Origin of the sequence: Sphingosinicella microcystinivorans, assembly GCF_027941835.1 — a bacterium.
Classification (GTDB): domain Bacteria; phylum Pseudomonadota; class Alphaproteobacteria; order Sphingomonadales; family Sphingomonadaceae; genus Sphingosinicella.
The window spans coordinates 3,086,995-3,106,673 of the sequence record NZ_CP116005.1 but is presented as its reverse complement, the minus strand read 5'-3'; the positions used below and the strand labels follow the sequence as shown (position 1 = coordinate 3,106,673).

General features: G+C 68.2%; 13 protein-coding genes and 3 tRNA genes. 2 read left to right on the top strand and 14 right to left on the bottom strand.

The features are described from left to right. Nucleotides 1-56: 56 nt before the first annotated feature. From PE061_RS14870 to PE061_RS14840, 7 genes are all read right to left on the bottom strand, one after another. Nucleotides 57-470, bottom strand: a complete 414-nt coding sequence (locus PE061_RS14870; RefSeq protein ID WP_271256027.1) for a 3TM-type holin — start codon at nucleotides 468-470, stop codon at nucleotides 57-59. A gap of 37 nt (nucleotides 471-507) precedes the next feature. Continuing rightward, nucleotides 508-1,062: a glycoside hydrolase family 108 protein gene (locus PE061_RS14865; protein ID WP_271256026.1), complete on the bottom strand. Its 555-nt coding sequence runs from the start codon at nucleotides 1,060-1,062 to the stop codon at nucleotides 508-510. A gap of 112 nt (nucleotides 1,063-1,174) precedes the next feature. Beyond that, nucleotides 1,175-1,251, bottom strand: a tRNA-Pro gene (locus tag PE061_RS14860). 75 nt (nucleotides 1,252-1,326) lie between these two features. Continuing rightward, nucleotides 1,327-4,134 (bottom strand): XrtA/PEP-CTERM system TPR-repeat protein PrsT, encoded by a 2,808-nt coding sequence (prsT, locus tag PE061_RS14855; protein WP_271256025.1) that lies wholly within the window; start codon nucleotides 4,132-4,134, stop codon nucleotides 1,327-1,329. Nucleotides 4,135-4,212: 78 nt separating this feature from the next. Continuing rightward, entirely contained in the window at nucleotides 4,213-5,568 is a 1,356-nt protein-coding gene (gene prsR, locus PE061_RS14850; RefSeq protein WP_271256024.1) for a PEP-CTERM-box response regulator transcription factor, read from the bottom strand. Further along, entirely contained in the window at nucleotides 5,569-7,647 is a 2,079-nt protein-coding gene (gene prsK / locus PE061_RS14845) for an XrtA/PEP-CTERM system histidine kinase PrsK (RefSeq protein WP_271256023.1), read from the bottom strand. It lies immediately after the preceding gene. Nucleotides 7,648-7,651: 4 nt separating this feature from the next. Continuing rightward, nucleotides 7,652-9,040 carry a TIGR03013 family XrtA/PEP-CTERM system glycosyltransferase gene (locus tag PE061_RS14840; protein ID WP_271256022.1) on the bottom strand — a complete coding sequence of 463 codons (1,389 nt, stop codon included), beginning with the start codon at nucleotides 9,038-9,040 and terminating at the stop codon, nucleotides 7,652-7,654. A gap of 187 nt (nucleotides 9,041-9,227) precedes the next feature. Here PE061_RS14840 and PE061_RS14835 point away from each other — a divergent pair, with 187 nt between their 5' ends. Continuing rightward, entirely contained in the window at nucleotides 9,228-10,289 is a 1,062-nt protein-coding gene (locus PE061_RS14835) for a mannose-1-phosphate guanylyltransferase/mannose-6-phosphate isomerase (protein WP_271256021.1), read from the top strand. A gap of 38 nt (nucleotides 10,290-10,327) precedes the next feature. Further along, nucleotides 10,328-10,420, top strand: a tRNA-Ser gene (locus PE061_RS14830). A gap of 24 nt (nucleotides 10,421-10,444) precedes the next feature. Here the strand turns inward: PE061_RS14830 and PE061_RS14825 are convergent. The 7 genes from PE061_RS14825 to PE061_RS14795 form a co-directional block, all read right to left on the bottom strand. Continuing rightward, complete coding sequence (locus PE061_RS14825) at nucleotides 10,445-11,632, bottom strand: acetate/propionate family kinase (RefSeq protein ID WP_271256020.1); 1,188 nt, start codon at nucleotides 11,630-11,632, stop codon at nucleotides 10,445-10,447. Next, complete coding sequence (locus PE061_RS14820) at nucleotides 11,629-13,044, bottom strand: bifunctional enoyl-CoA hydratase/phosphate acetyltransferase (RefSeq protein ID WP_420794401.1); 1,416 nt, start codon at nucleotides 13,042-13,044, stop codon at nucleotides 11,629-11,631. The genes PE061_RS14825 and PE061_RS14820 overlap by 4 nt, the downstream gene beginning before the upstream one ends. Nucleotides 13,045-13,153: 109 nt before the next feature. Continuing rightward, nucleotides 13,154-14,128 carry a calcium/sodium antiporter gene (locus PE061_RS14815; protein ID WP_271256018.1) on the bottom strand — a complete coding sequence of 325 codons (975 nt, stop codon included), beginning with the start codon at nucleotides 14,126-14,128 and terminating at the stop codon, nucleotides 13,154-13,156. 18 nt (nucleotides 14,129-14,146) lie between these two features. After that, complete coding sequence (locus PE061_RS14810) at nucleotides 14,147-15,040, bottom strand: universal stress protein (protein ID WP_271256017.1); 894 nt, start codon at nucleotides 15,038-15,040, stop codon at nucleotides 14,147-14,149. Next, nucleotides 15,037-16,659 carry an MBL fold metallo-hydrolase gene (locus PE061_RS14805; RefSeq protein WP_271256016.1) on the bottom strand — a complete coding sequence of 541 codons (1,623 nt, stop codon included), beginning with the start codon at nucleotides 16,657-16,659 and terminating at the stop codon, nucleotides 15,037-15,039. Before PE061_RS14805 ends, PE061_RS14810 begins: the two co-directional genes overlap by 4 nt. A 3-nt stretch (nucleotides 16,660-16,662) precedes the next feature. Next, on the bottom strand, nucleotides 16,663-19,335 hold the full coding sequence (locus PE061_RS14800) for an HAD-IC family P-type ATPase (protein WP_271256015.1): 2,673 nt from the start codon (nucleotides 19,333-19,335) through the stop codon (nucleotides 16,663-16,665). Nucleotides 19,336-19,471: 136 nt separating this feature from the next. Beyond that, nucleotides 19,472-19,555: transfer RNA gene (locus PE061_RS14795), tRNA-Leu, on the bottom strand. Between the last annotated feature and the right edge of the window lie 124 nt (nucleotides 19,556-19,679).

Genomic DNA, 19,679 nt, shown 5'->3' with positions numbered 1-19,679 from the left:
CGCAGCAGATGTAAAGCAGGCCGACATCAGGCCCGTGATGTGTGCGGGCGCTGTCCCTACCGATCCGCCCCCTTCACCTTCCCCCAGCTGCGCGCCGCCGTGTAGCCGAGGTAGCCGGTGCCGAAGAGCATGTAGAGCGGCTCGGGGATCGCCTCCAGATAGGCGCCCATCCCCTGCCCGATCGCCTTCGCCGTCGCGGGGTCGGCGGCGGCGATGAGGCCCATGGGGATCGACCAGAGCAGCAGCACGTACATCACGTAGAGGAAGCTCGGGCGCGCGCGGCTCGTCCACGGGTCCGCCGCGTTCGCCTCGGCCAGAATCGCGGCCATGCGCGCCTCGATGAGCTTCAGCTCGTGGCTGTCTTCGAGCTGGATCAGCTCCAGCTTGGCGCGTTCGCGCGCCTCCTTGTCCGGGATGATGCGGTCGAGCAGCTTGGCGACCGGTGCGATGATGCCGTCCACGAGCGACATGGGCCTCTCCTTCCCTCGTTCCTTTCCTGCCGCCGGTTCAGGCGTGGAAATCGCCGATGCGCCCGGCGAGCCAGCCGAACACGAAGCTCTCGTTGGCGGGCCGCGCCTCGGCGAGTTCGATGTAGCGGGCGCCTTGCAGCGCTTCGAGCGCGCGCAGCAGCACGGTCTCCCCGGCCTTGCCGCGCGCGGCGGCCAGCCCCTTCAGCGCGGCGAGCGTCGCCGTGTCGATCACGCGGCTCTGCGGGATGTCCGGCCAGTCGCGCTCGCGCCGGTTGAGCGCGTTCAGCGCGCGTTGCAGGAAGCCGGTGGCGACCGCGGGGCCCATGTTGACGCCCGTGTCGAACAGCTCCGCCGCGATGCGCGGCATCAGCGCATTCACGCGGTCGAAGCCGGTGTCCCGCCAGTAGCGCTTCCGGTAGATGTCCGCCGCGAGGCTGCGCGGCAGGTCCCGCATGGCGCCCGCGTAGCCCGCGGCGCGCGCGGTGGCCTCGGTGATGCCGAAGTTGGTGGGTCCGCCGCGGTCGTCGGGGTGGTCGACGAAGCCGCCCTCGCGGTGCAGCAGCATTTCGATGAGATCGTCGATGGACGCCATGAGCGGGCTCTCCTGCCGTGGGAGGCAGAACGAACCCATCCGGTTCCTATTTGTCAAATCCTATCGCGAATCCGGCACGTGGCGGACTATTTCGTAAACTTCGGGAAGACGCTGGTCGGAGCGACAGGATTCGAACCTGCGACCCCCACACCCCCAGTGTGATGCGCTACCAGGCTGCGCTACGCTCCGACCGTGCGCCCGCCATTAAGCGTCCCGGCGGGCAAAGGCAAGCCTTGCCCGCCGGTTTCGCGGACGGGATGGAGCCTAGCTGCCCTGCAGGCTCGTCAGCAGCTTCTGCGCCGCGCCGCGGCTGTCGAACTGCGGGGTCTTGAGCGCGGTTTGCAGCGCCTCCACCGCCTTGCCGCGCTGCCCGTTCATCGCATAGGCGACGGCGAGGTGGAAACGCACGTCCGGGTCGGTCGGCGAGCCCGCCGCCGCCTTCTGCAGCAGCGTGAGCGCCAGCGTCTTGTCCTGCTTGTTGCGGATGAGCAGCCAGCCGTAGGTGTCCTGCACCGCGGGCACGTTCGGCCCGACCGCATAGGCCTCCTTCGCCGTCGCCAGCGCGCGCTTGTCGCCGACGAGCGAATAGGCCCAGGCGAGGTTGTTGAGCACCGTCACGCTCTTTTCGGCGTTGGGCAGCTTGCGCAGCGCCTCGTAGTTGGCGATGGCCGCCTTGTACTGCCGCTGCTGCATCTGCAATTCGGCGATGGCCGCGAGCGCGATCGGGTCGCGCGGGTTGGCCTTCTGATAGGCCTGCATCACCGTGATGGCCTGCCCGGTCTTGCCCGTCTGCGTGTAGACCTGTGACAGCGCGCGCGCCGCCGCGAGGTTGAACTTCGTCTTCTGCGCCGCCTCCAGATACGGCAGCGCCGCCGCCGGCTGATTCTGGGCGAGATAGGCGCGGCCGAGCGCGAGGTCGCCGAAATTCTCCTTCGGCGCATGTTTGCGCAGGCGGTCCGCCCACTCCTTCGCCGCGGTCCAGTCGCCCTGCCGCGCCTCGAAGAACACCAGTTCCGAATAGACCGGGGCCGGATTGACGCGCGGCATCGCCAGAATGCGCTGGTAGGTGGAGCGCGCCGCCGCGATCTTCCTGTTCGTCTCCTGCGCGCGGGCCAGCATGACGCGCGGCTGCGGGCTGTCCGGCTGCGCATTGACGAGCCGGTTCAGAACCGATTCGACCTGATTGCCTTGCCCCGCCGCTTCATACACGCGGGCCGCCGCCAGCAGGGCCTGCGGCTGATCGGGGAAGTCGCGAAGGATCGAGGCGACCTCGTCGAGCGCGCGCTTGCTCTGGTTGGTGTCGAGGTAGGCGTCGGCGAGCTGCACGCGCGGGCCGAGCTGCTTCGCGTCGACCGCCGCCGCCTGCCGCAGCCATTCGACGCGGGCGGTGGCGTCGCCGCGCCGCGCCGCCGTCGCGGCGAGCAGGGTCAACGCGCGGCCGTCGCGCTTGTTCTGTTCGAGCAGCAGCTTCAGCTCGCGTTCGCCCTCCGCTATGCGGCCCGTGGAGATGAGCACCTGCGCGAGGTTGCGCCGCGCCTCGGTATAGTCCGCCTTCTTCTGGAGCGCGGTGCGGAAGCTGGCCTCGGCCTTCTTCGTTTGCCCGAGGCCGAGCTCGGCGCCGCCGCGGATGTTGTAGCCGACCGGCAGGTCCGGATAGAGGGTGATGATCCGGTTGCTGGTCGCGAGCGCCTTGTCGAACTCGCGGTCACGGATCTGGATCAGCGTCAGCACCATCAGCGCCTGCAGCGACTTGCTGTCGTCCTTCAGCACCGCCATCAACTCCTCTTCGGCAGCCTCGGCGTTACCCTGCAGGAGCTGCGTCATGGCGAGCTGGGTTTTCAGCTCGCCCGCCTTCGGCGCTTCGGTGACGGCCTTTTCGAGATACTGCTGCGCTTCGGCCATGTTGCCCTCGCGCGCATAGGCGGCGCCGTAGAGCGCGAAGGTGCGCCCGTCGGCAGCCCCGGAATCGATGATCGGCTTCAGCGAGGCGATCGCGCCGCGCGTGTCGTTGCCCTTGAGCTGCGAGGCTGCGTAGAGCTTGCGCGCAAGCACGCTCTGCGGCGCCGCGGCGACGACCTTGCCGAAGAAGTCGGTGGCCTGCGCCACGTCGTTCGCCTGATAGGCCAGCATACCCTGCAGCATCAGCGCCGGCACGTAGTTCGCAAGCAGGCCCTTCGTGCGCGTCATCAACTGGCGCGCCTTCTCATACTGGCCGCTGCGGGTTTCGAGCACGGCTTCCAGATAGAGCGCGAGGGGGTGATCCGGCACCAGCCCGTTGATTCGCTTGAGATCGGCGCGCGCCTGATCCTCGCGCTTGAGGTCGCCGAGCGTGGCGGCGCGCTCCAGCAGCGCCTCGATGTTGTTGGGATCGGCCTCGATCGCCCGGTTGAAATAGGTGAGCGACGCTTCGAGCCCCTGCGAGCGGCGCACGAGGTCGCCCTTCAGCATCAGGCCCTTCACGTTCGTCGGCTTGGCGGCAAGCACCTGATCGGCAAGCGCCGAGGCTTCGTTCATCTTGCCGTCGGACGCATAGAAGCGCGCGACGTCGACCATCGTCTCCGGGTCGTTCGGCGCAATGCGGCGGGCGCGTTCGAACTCGGCGCGCGCTTCCGGCAGATTGCGCTGCTGCGTCAGGATCTGCCCGCGCAGCCGCGCCGCATAGGCGGCGAACTGCGGCTCGATCGACCGTGCGTCGAGCAGGTCCATCGCCTCGCTGTACTTGCGCTGCATCAACAGGGCGTGCGCGCGCAGATGGCGAACCTTCGACGACGGGATGCCCGCCTGCATGGCGCGTTCCAGTTCCGTCTGCGCCTGCACGCCGGAGCCGAACTCCAGCGCGACGCGCGCCTGAAGCAGCCGGGCAAGACCGTTGTTCGGATTGGCCTTCAGCGCCTTCAGGAGCTGGATGCGGGCGCCGCGATAGTCGCCGGCCTGAAAGAGGCGGAAGCCCTGCACATAGGCATCGTTCGATTCGCTGCGCGCGTCGGCGTGCGCCGGAAAGGCCGCGACGCCGATGGGAGCCGCAAGCGCTAGGGTCGCCGCTGCAAGCTTGAAGAAGGTCTTGTTCAACATCTTTTTATCCTCGATAGGACGGTTCGACTTGCCGTGGCCGCGTGCGACCTTTTTGTGTGGGCCACGGCATTATGACCGTCAGGTCTCAATATTATATTGCTTCAGAAGATCATAAAGCGTCGGCCTGCTGACACCGAGCAGCTTGGCCGCGTTCGATACGTTGGACTCGGTACGCGCCAGCGCCATGCGGATGGCATTTCGGTCCGCCCGCTCACGCGCGGCGCGGAGGTTCAGGAAATCGTCGTCCTCGACTTCGGCAAGGTCGAGGTCCGCGGCGGAAAGCCGGCTGCTGTCCGCCATGATCACCGCGCGTTTCATGCGGTTTTCAAGCTCGCGCACGTTTCCCGGCCACTTCCACGCCTCGATCGCCGCCAGCGCATCGGCGTTGAAGCCCTTCACCGGACGCTTCATGTCGCGGGCGTACTTGCGGAGGAAATGGTGGGAGAGCAGCACGGCGTCGCCCTGCCGCTCGGCAAGCGGCGGAATCTTGATGACGACCTCGGCGAGCCGGTACCAGAGGTCTTCGCGGAAGGCGCCTTCCGCGATCATCGCCTCGAGGTTCTGGTGCGTCGCGCAGACGATGCGCACGTCGACCGCGATCGTCCTGCGGCCGCCGATTCGCTCGATCACGCGCTCCTGAAGGAAGCGCAGCAGCTTCACCTGCAACGGCAGCGGAATGTCGCCGACCTCGTCGAGGAACAGCGTGCCGCCCTCGGCAAGCTCGATCTTGCCCTCGGTGGTCTTCACCGCGCCGGTAAACGCGCCTTTTTCATAGCCGAACAGCTCGGCCTCAAGGAGGTTTTCGGGGATCGCCGCGCAGTTGATCGCGACGAACGGCGCGCCCTTGCGCCCGGAGCTGTCGTGGAGCCCGCGCGCCAGCACTTCCTTGCCGGTACCGCTCGCGCCGAGCAGCATGACGGAAACGTCGGTGTTGGCGACACGCTCGATCATCCGGCAGACCCGGAGCATACTGTCTGAACTGGTGATGAGCCCTCCGAGCGCCTCGTGACCGTCGCGTTCGCCGAGAAGGCGGTTTTCCGTCTCGATCGCATGAAGATGGAACGCCCGCTGCACGATGAGGCCGAGCTGGTCGATGTCCACCGGCTTCTGGTAGAAATCGTATGCGCCGAGCGCGATCGCCCGGAGCGCGCTCTCGCGCGCACCGTGGCCGGAGGCGACGATGACCTTGGTGTCGGGCTTCAGCGACAGGATTTCCTCGAGCGTGGCGAAGCCCTCGGTCGTGCCGTCCGGGTCCGGCGGCAGGCCGAGATCGAGCGTCACCACCACCGGCTCGTGAGCGCGCAGCAGCTCGATGGCGGCGCGGCGATCCCCCGCACAGAGCACCTCATAGTCCTCGTATGACCACTTGAGCTGGCGCTGCAGCCCCTCGTCGTCCTCGACGACCAGCAGTTTCGGTGCCGATTTGTTCGCCATTCAGCCTTCCCGCCTGTTCGCTTCCTGCCGCGCGGCCGCGGCGGGAAGCTCGATCGTAAAGCAGCTCCCCACGCCCGGTTCGCTTTCAACCAGGAGTTTACCGCCCATTTCCCGTGTCATTTCCCGCGCCTCGAATGCGCCTATACCAAAGCCCCCCGATTTGGTCGACTTGAAGGGTGCGAAGAGTTCGTCGCGGATGAAGTCGGCGCTCATGCCGCGGCCGCGGTCGCGAACATGCACGCGCACGATGTCGCCCGGCTCCACCGCGATGGTCACGGGGCTGCCCGGCGCGCTCGCATCGACCGCATTCTGAACGAGATGGGTCAGCACCTGCTCGAAACGGTCAGCCGCTCCCTTCGCCGTGACGGTCTCCGCATCGCCCTCGACGGCTATTTCCGGCCACGAACGGCGCGCAGCCGTCGCCACCGACGCAACTGCATGGCCGACATCGAACGTGTCGGCAGACGCCCCGCCCTGCACGCTCTGCTGCGAGAGGCGCGCCAGCAGATCGTTCATCTTGGCGACCGAGCTTTGCAGCGTCGCGATCATGTCCGCCCGGAACTCCGGATTGTCGGCGTGGCGCTCGGCGTTGCGCGCAACGAGGCTCAGCTGGCTCACCAGGTTCTTGAGATCGTGCATGATGAAGGCGAAGCGCCGGTTGAACTCGTCGAACTTGCGCGATTCCGCGATCTTCGCAAGCGCCGCCGCCTCGGCGACATAGCTCGCCGCCTGCCGGCCCACGGTGCGGAGGATGTCGAAATCCTCCCAGTTCAGCTCGCGCTGCGTCAGCGGCCGCTCGATGAGGATGAAACCGATCGCCTCGTCGATGTGGATCAGCGGCACAAGCAGCCACGCCTGCGGGTCCTCGATCAGCCATTGGGGCAGCCGCACCGCCCCGGTGCCGGCGCGGTGCTCCTCGATGTCGAGGATACGGCCGCTCGCCTCGAAGTGCGCCTTGAGGCGCGCGGCGCCCTCGATATGCCCTGGCAGCAGAGTCCGGTAGTTCCAGCGCGCGAGATGTGCGAAGCTGTCGTCCTCCCCGGCGATGAACAGCGCGCCGCCGGGCGAATCCACGGGTTCGCACGCGGCCTGCACGACGCGCACGTGAAGCGCGCCGAGGCCCGGCCCCGAACTCGAGACCGTGTTCACGAAACGCAGCCATTCCTGCCGGTAATCGTATTTGTAGGCGAAGAAATGCTTGTTGATCTGGACACGCAGCCACGCCCGCGCGCGGCCCGAGAACAGGATGACCGCCGCGAGCACCGCCGCTGCGAAGATGAAGCTGATCTGGAGCAGCCGCCCCCAGTCTCCGCCGACCAGTCGCAAGCCGTAGCCCGCCAGCGACATGAGCACGAGGTAGAGCCCGATGGCGCCGAGCGACAACGTATGGAACGCCGCCTGCCGCGACACCTGGAGCCGGAGCCCCCGGTTGCGCGCGGCGGACAGGTAGATGAGCGGCAGGACCAGCGCGTTCACGAGCCCGCGCACCTCGACGAGGTCCGGCCCCATCGTCCGGTCGAGCAGGAACAGCGTGTAGAGATTGAGGTCGTAGGCGAAGATCCCGGCGAGCGCGATGCAGAGCAGGCGGATGCTCCAGCGGTTGGAGGGCGCCGAGTTCACATAGACGTTGTGCGTCAGCACCAGCCCGCCGATGGCGACGGCAAGGCGCCCCATCGTGAAGAAATACTGCAGCCACTCCGGAACGGCGGCGCCTCGCGCCAGACTCCACACGTCGCCCGCCATTTGCAGCGCCACGACGACGGCGAGCGCGATGAGGACGCTGCGCGAGGGATTGTGGGCCGTGTCCTGCCAGTTGCTGATGACGAGAACCGCCGCGAAAATGGCCCACGTCGCCGAGCGCAGCGTTTCCGCGATCGAGACCAGCACCGTGAGTTCGGGGCGAACGGCGGGAACAAGGACGACGAGAACCGCCCACAGCGCCGTCGCCAGCGAGGCGCCCACCAGCCACCAGTCCGCGGGCGATTGCGGCCGGCGAAAGATCAGCAGGCCGGCGAGCAGCAGATAGCCGATCGCCGCCACGCTGTGGCTGAAAGCGCTGACGTCGCTTTCCGCGGGCACGGCGCTAGCGCACCCCGTCCTGCCAGACGACGACGCGGACCGTCTGGATCAGGATGAGAAGGTCGAGGAACAGGCTGTAGTTCTTGATGTAGTAGAGGTCGTATTCGAGCTTGTGGCGCGCGTCCATCACGCTCGCGCCGTAGGGATAGTTGAGCTGCGCCCATCCGGTGATGCCCGGCTTCACGATGTGCCGTTCACGGTAGTACGGGATTTCGGCCGCCAGCTCCTCCACGAACACCGGCCGTTCCGGGCGGGGGCCCACGAAGCTCATGTCGCCCGTGAGCACATTGTAGATCTGCGGAATCTCGTCGATTCGCGTGGTGCGGAGGATGCGGCCGACCGGCGTCACGCGCGGATCGCCGGACTTTGCCCACTGCGCTTTCCCGTCCTTTTCGGCATCCGCCACCATGGAGCGGAACTTCACGACGTTGAAGGTCTTCCCGAACTGGCCGACACGCTCCTGCCGGTAGAAGATGTCGCCCCTGCTGGTGAGCTTCACGGCGAGCGCGGCCACGACGAGGATGGGCGACGCAAGCACGAGCAGGATGAGGCTCGCGGTAATGTCGAACAGCCGCTTCAGCATGATCGCGAGCGGCTCAGCGCCCAGAAAGCCGTCGGAATAGATCAGCCAGGAGGGCGAGATCGAGCGCAGGTCGACGCGCCCGGTCTGCCGTTCGAGGAAACTGCTGATCTCCGAGACCGGAAAGCCCGCCAGCTTCACCTCGAGGAGCTTTTCGCTGGGCGCCGCGCCGCGCCGCTCGTCGAGTGCCAGCACGACCTCGTCGATGCGCAGGCGTTCGCACAGGTCGACGAGCGAAGGCACCGAATCGATCGCGAGCGCATTGTCGATCACGTTACCGGTATCGGTGAGCCGCACCACGGCGGCGGCGGTGAAGTTCGAGTCCGGGGCCTCCGACGCGCGCGCGAGGCGCCCGCCGCGCTGCCCGGCGCCGATGATCAGCACGCGGAAGCGGAAGCTCTTCCACTTCATGATCTGCGACATGAGGACCCGCCACGCGAAGATCACCACGAAGGTGAGCGCGATGGCATAGAGAACGACCGACCGCCAAAGATCGACGTCCGGGAAGAAGAACAGGATCACCGAGATCGCGGTGATGCTGACCAGCATCGCCACGGCGATGCGGCTCATCGCCATGCGCAGCGACCGGAAACAGTCCATCTGGTAGGCGCCGATGCCGAGCATCACGAGGTAGACCGTCGCCGCATAGAGCCCGAACTGCGGCGCGCGCGCCAGGACGTTGCCCGGGTCCATGTCGATCTGCTGGGCGCGGAAAAGCCACGCGGCCTGCACCGAAAGATAGATCAGCACGATCTCGACGAGGCCGAGGATAAGCAACGGACGCGGGAGATAATGGTTGAAGAGTCGGATCAAACGCGGCCACCCCTGCTCATCGGCTTCGACTGTCCCCCTGCTTTGCCAACACTTTACAATAGCTTGCCAGGAACGCGCCAGCGACGGATTTATGGCGGCGATGCGCCGGACCGTGTTTCGGCGCCGCTTGTGGGCCGCCGCGACACGGACCTATAGGCTGTGGAGGTAGAACAAGGCGGTGAACAAAGTGCAAACCACGCCCGTTATCCTTTCCGGCGGCGCCGGAACCCGCCTCTGGCCGCTGTCCCGCAATGCGAGCCCCAAGCAGCTGCTGCGCCTTCTGGGGCCCGAGACGCTGATCCAGTCGGCGGCGCGGCGTGCGCCCCCGGAAAACGGCTTCGCCGCGCCGCTCATCGTCGCCGGGGAGGCCCACCTCTCCGGGATCGAGGCGCAGCTCGCCGAAATCGGCGTCTCGCCGCGCGCGATCGTGCTGGAGCCCGCGGGCCGGAACACCGCGCCCGCGGTCGCGCTCGCCGCGCTCCTGCTCGCCGAGGACGAACTCATGCTCGTCATGCCGTCCGACCACATCATCAACGATGTCGAGGCCTTCCGGGCCGCGATCGCCCGGGCGCAGCCGCTCGCGGCGGACGGCTGGCTGGTCACGTTCGGTATCACGCCCGACCGCCCGGAGACGGGATACGGCTATATCGAAAGCGCCGAACCCCTCGCGGAGGGCGTGCAGCGCGTCGCCCGTTTCGTCGAGAAGCCGCCCCTCGAGACCGCGAAAGCGTATCTCGAAACCGGCCGCTTCTGCTGGAACGCGGGCATCTTCCTGCTGCGCGCCGGCAGCTTCCTCGCGGAACTGCGCCGCCACGCGCCGGAAATCGAGGCCGCCGCGCGCCGCGCCATCGCGGCGGCCGCGGCCGAAGGCCACATCATCCGCCCGGACAGCGCGAGCTTCCTCGCCTCCCCGTCGGACAGCATCGACTATGCCGTGATGGAAAAGGCCGATCGCGTCGCCGTCGTCCCCGTCGAGATGGGCTGGTCGGACATCGGCGCATTCGGCGCGCTCCTCGAACAGCTGCCGCGCGACGACGGCGGCAACGCCGTGGGCGGCGACGTGCTCGCGCTCGATACCGCGAACTGCCTGATCCGCAGCGAAGGCCCACTTATAGCCGCCGTCGGCGTCTCCAATGTCACCATCATCGCCACCGGCGACGCCGTCCTCGTCGTCGCCAACGAGCGTGCGCAGGACGTCAAGCGGATCGTCGACACGCTGAAGGCAAATGGCCGTCACAACATGAGTTGAACGCGGCGAGCGGCTTCGCTATAGCCGCGCCTTCGGCTGGAGACGTGGGTGAGTGGCTGAAACCAGCGGTTTGCTAAACCGCCATACGGGGTTAACCCGTATCGAGGGTTCGAATCCCTCCGTCTCCGCCAGTTTCGCGCCGCCGCGTTCGGCCCTCAGGCCGCCGCCTTCACCACGTTCAGCGTGTGGAGCGCGATCATGCGTTCCTCGTCGGTCGGAATCACATACACGGCGATGCGGCTCCCCGGCGTGCTGATGCGCTCCGCGTTGCGGGCGTTCGCGTCAGCGTCGATCTCGATTCCGGCCCACGCCAGACGCGCGCAGATCCGCGCGCGCACGGCAGCGTGGTTCTCGCCGATCCCGGCCGTGAAGACGAGGCCGTCGAGCCCTTCGATGCAGGCGATCAGCGCGCCCGCCTCGCGCGCCGCGCGCCATACGAACAGCGCGATCGCTTCCTCGGCGTCAGGTGACGCGCTTTCCGAAAGCGCCCGCATGTCGCTGGAGACGCCGGACACGCCGAGCAGCCCCGACTTCCTGTAGAGCATCTGCTCCACCTCCGCCGCGCTCATGCCCATCTGCGTCTGGAGATGCAGCACGACGCCGGGGTCGATGCTGCCGCAGCGCGTGCCCATCATCAGCCCGTCGAGCGCGGTGAAGCCCATCGTCGTGTCGACGCTGCGGCCGCCGCGCATCGCGCAGAGGCTCGCGCCGTTGCCGAGGTGCGCCGCGATCACCCTGCCCTTCGCCGTCTCCGGGTCGATCTCCGCGAGCCGCCGCGCGATATATTCGTAGGAGAGGCCGTGGAAGCCGTAGCGCCGGATACCCTGCGCGTGCAGTTCGCGCGGGATGGCGAGCCGGGTGGCAAGCTCGGGCCGGTCGTGGTGGAAAGCGGTATCGAAGCACGCGATCTGCGGCAGGTCGGGGCGCAGCGCGGCGATGGCGCGGATCGCGGCGAGGTTGTGCGGCTGGTGCAGCGGCGCGAGCGGGCAGAGCGTCTCCAGCGCGGCGAGCAAGGCGTCGTCCACCCGCCGGGGCGCGGCGAAGTCGGTGCCGCCGTGGACGACGCGGTGGCCGATGGCGAGCACCTCGTAGCCTTCGAGATGTCCCCCCGCCCAGCCGAACAGGTCTTCGAGCAGTGCAGCGTGGCCGAGGCCCACGCCGCCCGCCCAGTCGCGGTCGAGCACGACGCTGCCGTCCACGCTGCGCGCGACGAGGCGCGGCGCGATGCCGATCCCCTCGATCTTGCCGCCCGCGGAAAGGACGGGCGCGCCCTCATCGTCCAATGTGAACAATGCAAACTTGATGCTGGACGAGCCCGAATTGAGGCTGACGACGGCCTTCATGCGCCGGACGCGCCCGATACTGCCAGCCCCGGCGCTGCTTTCGTCGCCGCGCGCGCCAGCAGCACGGCGACCGCGCAGGAAGCAAGCCGGGTGCGCAGCAGATCCGCGCGGCTCGTCAGGATGATCGGCACCCGCGTGCCGAGCACCACGCCCGCCGCGTCGGCGCCGCCGAGGAAGGTGAGCTGCTTCGCCAGCATGTTCCCCGCCTCCAGATTGGGCACGACGAGGATCTCGGCCTTGCCCGCGACCGGGGAGACGATGCCCTTCTCCTTCGCCGCCGCCTCGCTGATCGCATTGTCGAGCGCGAGAGGCCCGTCGAGCACGCCGCCGGTGATCTGGCCCCGGTCCGCCATCTTGCAGAGCGCCGCGGCGTCGAGCGTCGAGCGGATCGCGGGGTTTACGCTTTCCGTCGCCGAGAGGATCGCCACCTTCGGCGCCGCGATGCCGATCACGTGGGCAAGGTCGATGGCGTTGCGGATGATGTCGGCCTTCTCGGCCAGCGTCGGCTCGATGTTGATGGCGGCGTCGGTGATGATGAGCGGCGTCGGGTGCTCGGGCACGTCCATCAGATAGGCGTGGCTGATGCGGCGCTCGGTGCGCAGGCCCGTCGCCGAGGGCACGATCGCGCCCATCATCTCGTCGGTGTGCAGCGATCCCTTCATCAGCAGCTTCGCCTCGCCGGAGCGGACCAGCGCGACGGCCTCGGCCGCCGCCGCGTGGCTGTGCGGTGCGGGAACGAGACGGAATGCCGATATGTCCTTGCCCGCGGCCTCGGCGGCGGCACGGATCTTCGCTTCCGGCCCCACGAGGATCGGCACGATCAGCCCCGCCTCCGCCGCATCGGCGGCGGCGGCGATGGCCGCGGCGCTGCACGGGTGCGCGACGGCGGTCGGCACGGGGTCGCCGACCCGCGTCATCTCGATCAGCTTCCTGTAGCCGTCATGGTCGCTGATCCGCACCTCGGGCAGCTCCATGCGCGGAAGCCGCACCTTTTCCGTCGGCGCGATGACCTCGGCCTCGCCCGTGACGACGTCCTCGCCGTTCTGGTTGGTGCAGCGGCAATCGAGGATGACGACGGCCTTCTCCGGCCGCTTCTCCTTCACCGTCACGGACGCGGTGATGGTGTCGCCGAGCCCCACCGGCCGCGCGAAGCGCAGCGACTGGCCGAGGTAGATCGTGCCCGCCCCCGGAAGCTCGGTGCCGAGAACGGCGGAGATCAGCCCGCCGCCCCACATGCCATGCGCGATCACCCGGCGGAACGTGTCGGTCGCCGCGAACGCCGCATCGAGATGCGCCGGGTTCACGTCGCCCGAGACCAGCGCGAAAAGCTGGATGTCCGCCTCGCCGAGCGTCCGGACGACGCTTGCGGTGTCGCCCACCCTGATCTCGTCGAAGGTCCGGTTCTCGATCATCGCCGTGTCGGTCAAGTCCAGTGCTCCAGAACGTGGTGGCCGGTGCAGGGCACAGCACCGGATACCCTTTGTCCGGGGCGCCTGTCGATGGCGGCGGCGTTCATGGCGCCTACGTCCGGTTCGTCACGAGATAGACGAGATAGGCCGCGTAGCCGGTCACGAAGAGCAGGCCTTCGAGCCGGCTTATCCTGCGCCCGGTGAAGAAAACCGGGCCGCAGATGCACGCGACGAGGGCCATCACCGGAATATCCACCGACACGAGTTCCGGCCCGAAGCGGACGCCTCCCGCGGGCACGAGGCAGGTGATGCCGAGGATCGCGAGGATATTGTAGATGCTGCTGCCGAGGAGGTTGCCGACGGCAATGTCGCGCTCCTTGCGGATGGTGCCGACGATGGTAGTGACCAGCTCCGGCATCGACGTGCCGATGGCGACGACGGTGAGCCCGATCAGCGCCTCGGAGATTTGCAGGCCGCGCGCGAGCGTGACGCCGCCGTCCACCAGCCAGTCGGCGCCGATGATGATGATCGTGATCCCCACCATGAGGCCCGCAAGGTTCACGATCGTTTCGACCCGGCTGCGCTCGCGGGGCGAAACCCCGAACTCCGCGATATACTCCGCCTTGACGCGCAGGCTTTCCTGCTGCGAAAGCCGGACGATCACCGCCGTATAGACGATCGCGCCCGCGACCATCGCCGCGCCTTCCGTGCGGGTCAGCACGCCGTCCCACGCCATGGCGAGCAGCGCGAACGCGGAGGCGACCATCACCGGCAGGTCGAGGCGCAGCGTCTGCAACCTGAGCGCCAGCGGGTCGATGAGCGCACTGAGGCCGAGGATGAGCAGCAGGTTGAGCGTGTTCGTCCCGGCGATGTTGCCGACCGCAAGCGCGCCGCTGCCCTGGAGGGCGGCCTCGATCCCCACGGCAAGCTCCGGCGCGCTGGTGCCGATCGCGACGATGGTCAGCCCGACGATGAGCGGCGGGATGCCGAGGTCCGCCGCGACCTTCGCACCGGCGCGCACCACGACCTCCGCCCCGGCGACGAGCACCACGATGCCGGCGATGCACCAGAGGAGCGCGCTCAGCACGGTGCGGCCGACATGCGCCTATTTCGCTTTGGGCGCACGCACGAGGAGCACGTCTCCCGGCACCTCGTCGATGATCCGCTTCGCCGTGCTGCCCACGAATATCTCGTAAAGCGCGCCGCCGCCGTGGCTGCCGACGACCGTGAGGTCCACGCGCCCGCCCGAGACGAGTTCGCCGAGCAGCCGTTCCGGCTCGCCCGGCTCGACGAGGCGGGTGACGCGCGCGGCGAACCCTTCGGGCAGGTCGGTTTCCGAAAGGAACTTGTCGCAGGCCTTCCGGCCCCAGTCGTCGAATTCGTCGCGCACGTTCCACGTGTCGAGGATTCCCGAGTATGGAATCGAGTAGCCGTTGAACAGTGTGAAATCGGCGTTCGGGAAAAGGCGGGCGGCCGCGCTCAGCGCGACGGCCGACGAGGGAGAGAAGTCGGTCGCCACCACGACCTTCCCGTACATCCGCTTCGGCCGGCTCCGGACGACCAGCAGCGAAACCGGCGCTTTCTGCACGAGCCTCTGGACCGTATCGCCGAGGAGCCTGCGCCCGAGCGCTTCATCGCGCGCGACGCCGATGACGATGAGGTCGGCGCCGATCCGTTTTGCCGTGCCGGCGATCACTTCGGCGGGGTCTCCGGCCTCGACGACGACCTCCGGACGGATATCGAGATCGGGAAGGTCGGCATGGATTCGGCTCATGGCCACCTTCATCGGGTCGGGCGGGCGACGCCACGAAGGCGTGTCCCATTCCTTGCGAAGGTCGCGGGTGTTGTGGTCGGGATCGACGGCATGGACCACGGTGAGCTTCGCGTTCCATTCCCGCGCCAGCAGCACGGCCCTGTCGAGCGCCCGGTCGCTGCGCGCGCCGAGATCGGTGGCCAGCAGCAGGTGCCGCGGTGTTCTGTTCGTGTCGCCTGTCGTCATTTCCGGTCTCCTCTCGCGGATTGTGCTTCGATCTTCCTGTTCATCCGGCTCGCCTTGTACGACTGTAGCACGGCGCGCATCCTTTCGATCGCCTCGCGCCGCGCCGCGGCGTTTTCAATATCCGAAAGCTCGCGCTTCAGATTGACGGCGAAGTCCGCGTAGGCGTTCTGCCAGTCGCGGCCCACGGCGGCCTCCATGTCCGTCCGCCCCGCCGAAAGGCGCCGGGCCTTCGCGCGCGGGGGCAACGCGTAGCGCTCGCCCAGTTCGGGCGTGACGATCGACGCCGCCGCATCGTCGCGCTGCAACAGGCGTCGCAGGCTCTCCATCGCATCCGCCTCCCCGTGTGTGAGGAAGATGCTGCCAGCGATCGGGCGGCGCTCATTGATCCATCGCAAGATGTCGGCCTGGTCGGCATGGGCGGAATAGCTGTCGATGCGGCGCACCTGCGCGCGCACGGCCACGTCGTGGCCGGAAATACGCACGCGCGGCGCACCGTCCATGATGGTGCGGCCCAGCGTTCCGGCCGCCTGGAAGCCGACGAACAGCACCGTCGATTCCCGCCGCCCCAGATTGTGCCGGAGGTGATGGCGGATGCGGCCGCTTTCGCACATGCCCGAAGCGGCCATGATGATGGCGCCCGACACGCTGTTCAGCTTCATGGATTGCGACGCGCTGCCGACATAGTGGAAGGCCGGGTGCCGGAAGACCTCGCCCGACCCCATGTCCTCGAGATCGGCGGCGTGCCGCGCGAAGACGCCGGTGGTGCGGCTGGCGAGCGGCGAATCGATGAAGACTTGCGTGTAGGGCAGCCGCCCGGTGTTGATCAGCATGGCGACGTCGAGCAGCAGTTCCTGCGTCCGCTCCAGCGCGAACACGGGGATGACGAGGTTGCCGCCGCGCGTCAGCGCCGCCTTGATCTCGGCTTCGAGCAGCGTGCGCCGCTCCGGGATCGTCGTGTGCTCGCGGGTGCGGTCGCCGTAGGTGCTTTCGCAGACGACGTGGTCGAAGCCTTGCGGCGCTTCCGGGTCCGGATGGAAGGCCTTGTGCTCTGGCCCGATGTCGCCCGAGAACAGCAGGCGGCTGCCGCCGGCCTCGATCTCGACGGACGCCGAGCCGAGGATATGGCCGGCGTTCCACAACCGGGCGCGGACGCCGGGCACGGGCTCGAACCAGCGTTCGAGCGCGACGGGCCTTGCAAGCGCCGCGGCCTGCTTCGCATCCGCCTCGGTATAGATCGGCTCGACCTCGGGTTCGTCGGCGCGGTCCGCGCGGCGGTTGCGCCGCTCCACGTCGCTTTCCTGAATGCGGCCCGCGTCGGGCAGCATGTGGTCGAGCAGGTCGCGCGTCGGACCCGTGCACCATATGGGCCCTGCAGATCCCTCGCGCACCAGCCGGGGCAGCAGGCCGCTGTGGTCGATATGGGCGTGCGTGAGGATGACGGCGTCGAGGCGCGCGGCATCGAACGCGAAGCCTTCCGCATTCAGCGCCTCCAGCGTGCGCGATCCCTGGAACAGGCCGCAATCGACGAGCAGGCGGCGCTTGCCGACCCGAAGCTCCATGCAGGACCCCGTCACCGTGCGCGCGGCGCCGTGGAAGACGATCTCGGGTGTTTCGGTCATCGTTCAGGCCTTCAGTTCCTCGAACCATCCGAGCCGGCGCAACACCGTCTTCTCGGCTTCCAGAAGCAGCATGAGCGCGACGCCGACGGCGATGATGAGCGCGCCGTCGATCACGCCGAGCGGCCGGCTCTCGAACAGCGCGTTCATGAACGGCGCATAGGTGAACAAAAGCTGCGCCGCGACGACCACGGCGATCGCCGCGAGCACGGACGGCGTGCCGAGCGCGCCGCGCCACGTGATCGAGGTCATGTGCAGGTAGCGGACGTTGAACAGGTAGAAGATTTCCGCGACGACCAGCATGTTGACGACCAGCGTGCGCGCCGTCTCGAGGTCGCGGCCTGCGGCGAGGCCGTAGAAGAAGATGCCGAGTGCCGCGCCGGTGAGCAGCAGCGAGACCACGATCACCCGCCACAGCAGGAACGGCGACAGCAGCGGCGCGTTCGCCGGGCGTGGGGGACGGCGCATGATGCCGGGTTCCGACGGCTCGAACGCCAGCACGAGGCCGAGCGTCGCCGACAGCACGAGGTTGATCCAGAGGATCTGCGTCGCCGACATCGGCATCGCGAAGCCCGCGAGAATGGCGATGATGACCGCGACCGCCTCGCCGCCGTTCGTCGGGATCGTCCACGAGATGACCTTGCGGATGTTGTCGTAGACGGTGCGGCCTTCGTACACGGCGTTCACGATCGAGGCGAAATTGTCGTCGAGCAGCACCATTTCCGCCGCTTCCTTGGCGACATCGGTGCCCTTCCGGCCCATCGCGGTGCCGACATCGGCCTGTTTCAGCGACGGCGCGTCGTTCACGCCGTCGCCGGTCATGGCGACGATGGCGCCGCCCGCCTGAAGCGCGCGGACGATACGCAGCTTGTGCTCGGGATTGGTCCGCGCGAACACACTGACGCGCTGCACGGCCTCGGCGAGCCGGTCCTCGGGCAGCGCGTCGAGTTCGGCGCCGGTCATCACTTCGGGATCGTCCGCGAGGTCGATCTGGCGGGCGATGGCGAGCGCGGTCGCCGCGTGGTCGCCGGTGATCATCTTCACGGCGATCCCGGCCGACCGGCATTCGGCGATCGCCGAGATCGCCTCGGGACGCGGCGGGTCGATGAACCCCATGATGCCGAGCAGCGTCACGCCGTCCGCGAGGTCCTCGAAGCCGATCCTGCCACACCCCGGAGCCATGCGTTTCATGCCGAAGGCCAGCACGCGCTCGCCGCGCGCGCCCGCCTCCGCCACGCGCGCGTTCCACGCGGCGCTGTCGAAGTCCGCGCCCGCCATCGCGAACAGGGCCTCCGGCGCGCCTTTCACGAAGGCCGCGATTTCGCCCGCCGGCCCTTCCCGCAGCGTCGCCATGAAGCGGTAGGCGGCGTCGAACGGGATCTTGGCGACCGGCTTCCACGCGCCGCGAACCCCGGCAGGGTCGAGACCGGCCTTCAGCGCAAGGCTGACGAGCGCGGCTTCCATCGGGTCGCCGTCCGCCGACCAGTCGGGGCGGAGATTGGCGTCGTTGCAAAGCAGGCCGCACAGCACGATCGGATCGCGCGCCGCCGTCTCCGCGGCATCCCCCTCGCCCTCCAGCGTGAACGCGCCGTCCGGCGCATAGCCGGTTCCCGAAACCGTGAACACATGGTCCGCCGTCGCGACGTGGCGCACGGTCATCTCGTTGCGCGTCAGCGTTCCGGTCTTGTCCGTGCAGATCACGGAGGTGGCGCCCAGCGTCTCGACCGCCGGGAGCTTGCGGATCACGGCGTTCCGCGCCGCCATGCGGCGCACGCCGATGGCGAGCGTGATGGTGATGACGGCGGGCAGCCCCTCCGGCACCACGCCGACCGCGACGGCGACGACGGCGATGAGCGCGTCCGTCCATTCGAAGCCGCGGACGAAGACCGCGAACAGGAACAGCAGCACGGCCCCCGTGAACACCACCGCCGTGCAGCGCCGCGCGAACCCGTCGATCTGGCGCAGCAGCGGCGTGGTCAGGCGCTCCACCGATTGCAGCATCCGGCTGATCCGCCCGATCTGCGTGCGGCTGCCGGTTTCCACCACCACGCCGACGCCCTGCCCGGCCGCGACCAGCGTGCCCGAAAACGCCATGCTGCGCCGGTCGCCGAGCGCGGCGGTCATGTCGACCGCGGCATGGTGCTTCTCGGCCGCGACCGATTCGCCGGTCAGCGCCGCCTCGTCCACGAGCAGGCCGTGCGTCTCCAGCAGGCGCACGTCCGCCGGAATCCGGTCGCCCGCCTCCAGATGCACGATGTCGCCCGGCACCACCTCGCCCACGGGCACTTCCTGCCGCCGGCCGTCGCGCAGCACGCGCGTGTGCGGGGCGATCATGTCCTGCATGGCGCTGAGCGCCTGCTCCGCCTTGCCCTCCTGGATGAACCCGACGATGGCGTTCACCAGCACGACGACGATGATGACCACCGCATCGACGGCGTGGCCGAGCACGAAAGCCGCCGTTGCGGCCGCGAGCAGGAAATAGATCAGCGCGTTGTTGAACTGCTCGAGAAAGCGGAACAGCGGATGCCTCGCCGCCGTGGCCGGCAGCGTGTTCGGCCCGTGAACGGACAGGCGCTCCCCCGCCTCCGGCGACGTGAGGCCGTGTTCCGAGGTTTCCAGAATATCCAGGACTTCGGGGGGATGATGGGCGTGCCAGTCACGTGCTTGCGCTGCATCCATGTTTGGAAGAACCTTCCTGTTCGCCGAACGGAGAGGCATACAGGCCCCGCGCGAAGGGGTGCCCGCTGTTCACCGCGCGATCAACCCCTTGCGGTCATTGTGCGGCCATTGTGTCGCAGCGGACGGCGGCTTCTGTTGGTGCGGGCGGTCGGACTCGAACCGACATGACAAAGTCGCGGCATTTTGAGTGCCGTGCGTCTACCAATTTCGCCACGCCCGCACATGTGTCCAGTGGTGCCAGCGCACCTTTCGGGGGGCCGGGAGCATCCGCCCGGCCCAAATGGCAAAGTCGCGGCCTCCCGTCTAGTGGCTTTGCGCGGGCGGCGTTTCCGCCTGCCCGGACG

Bases quoted from the DNA above. Each gene is read 5' to 3' on its own strand.
- prsT (WP_271256025.1), bottom strand. From the start codon at position 4,134: ATGTTGAACAAGACCTTCTTCAAGCTTGCAGCGGCGACCCTAGCGCTT.
- PE061_RS14805 (WP_271256016.1), bottom strand. From the start codon at position 16,659: ATGACCGAAACACCCGAGATCGTCTTCCACGGCGCCGCGCGCACGGTG.
- prsR (WP_271256024.1), bottom strand. From the start codon at position 5,568: ATGGCGAACAAATCGGCACCGAAACTGCTGGTCGTCGAGGACGACGAG.
- PE061_RS14800 (WP_271256015.1), bottom strand. From the start codon at position 19,335: ATGGATGCAGCGCAAGCACGTGACTGGCACGCCCATCATCCCCCCGAA.
- PE061_RS14825 (WP_271256020.1), bottom strand. From the start codon at position 11,632: ATGAAGGCCGTCGTCAGCCTCAATTCGGGCTCGTCCAGCATCAAGTTT.
- PE061_RS14810 (WP_271256017.1), bottom strand. From the start codon at position 15,040: ATGACGACAGGCGACACGAACAGAACACCGCGGCACCTGCTGCTGGCC.
- PE061_RS14870 (WP_271256027.1), bottom strand. From the start codon at position 470: ATGTCGCTCGTGGACGGCATCATCGCACCGGTCGCCAAGCTGCTCGAC.
- PE061_RS14820 (WP_420794401.1), bottom strand. From the start codon at position 13,044: ATGATCGAGAACCGGACCTTCGACGAGATCAGGGTGGGCGACACCGCA.
- PE061_RS14865 (WP_271256026.1), bottom strand. From the start codon at position 1,062: ATGGCGTCCATCGACGATCTCATCGAAATGCTGCTGCACCGCGAGGGC.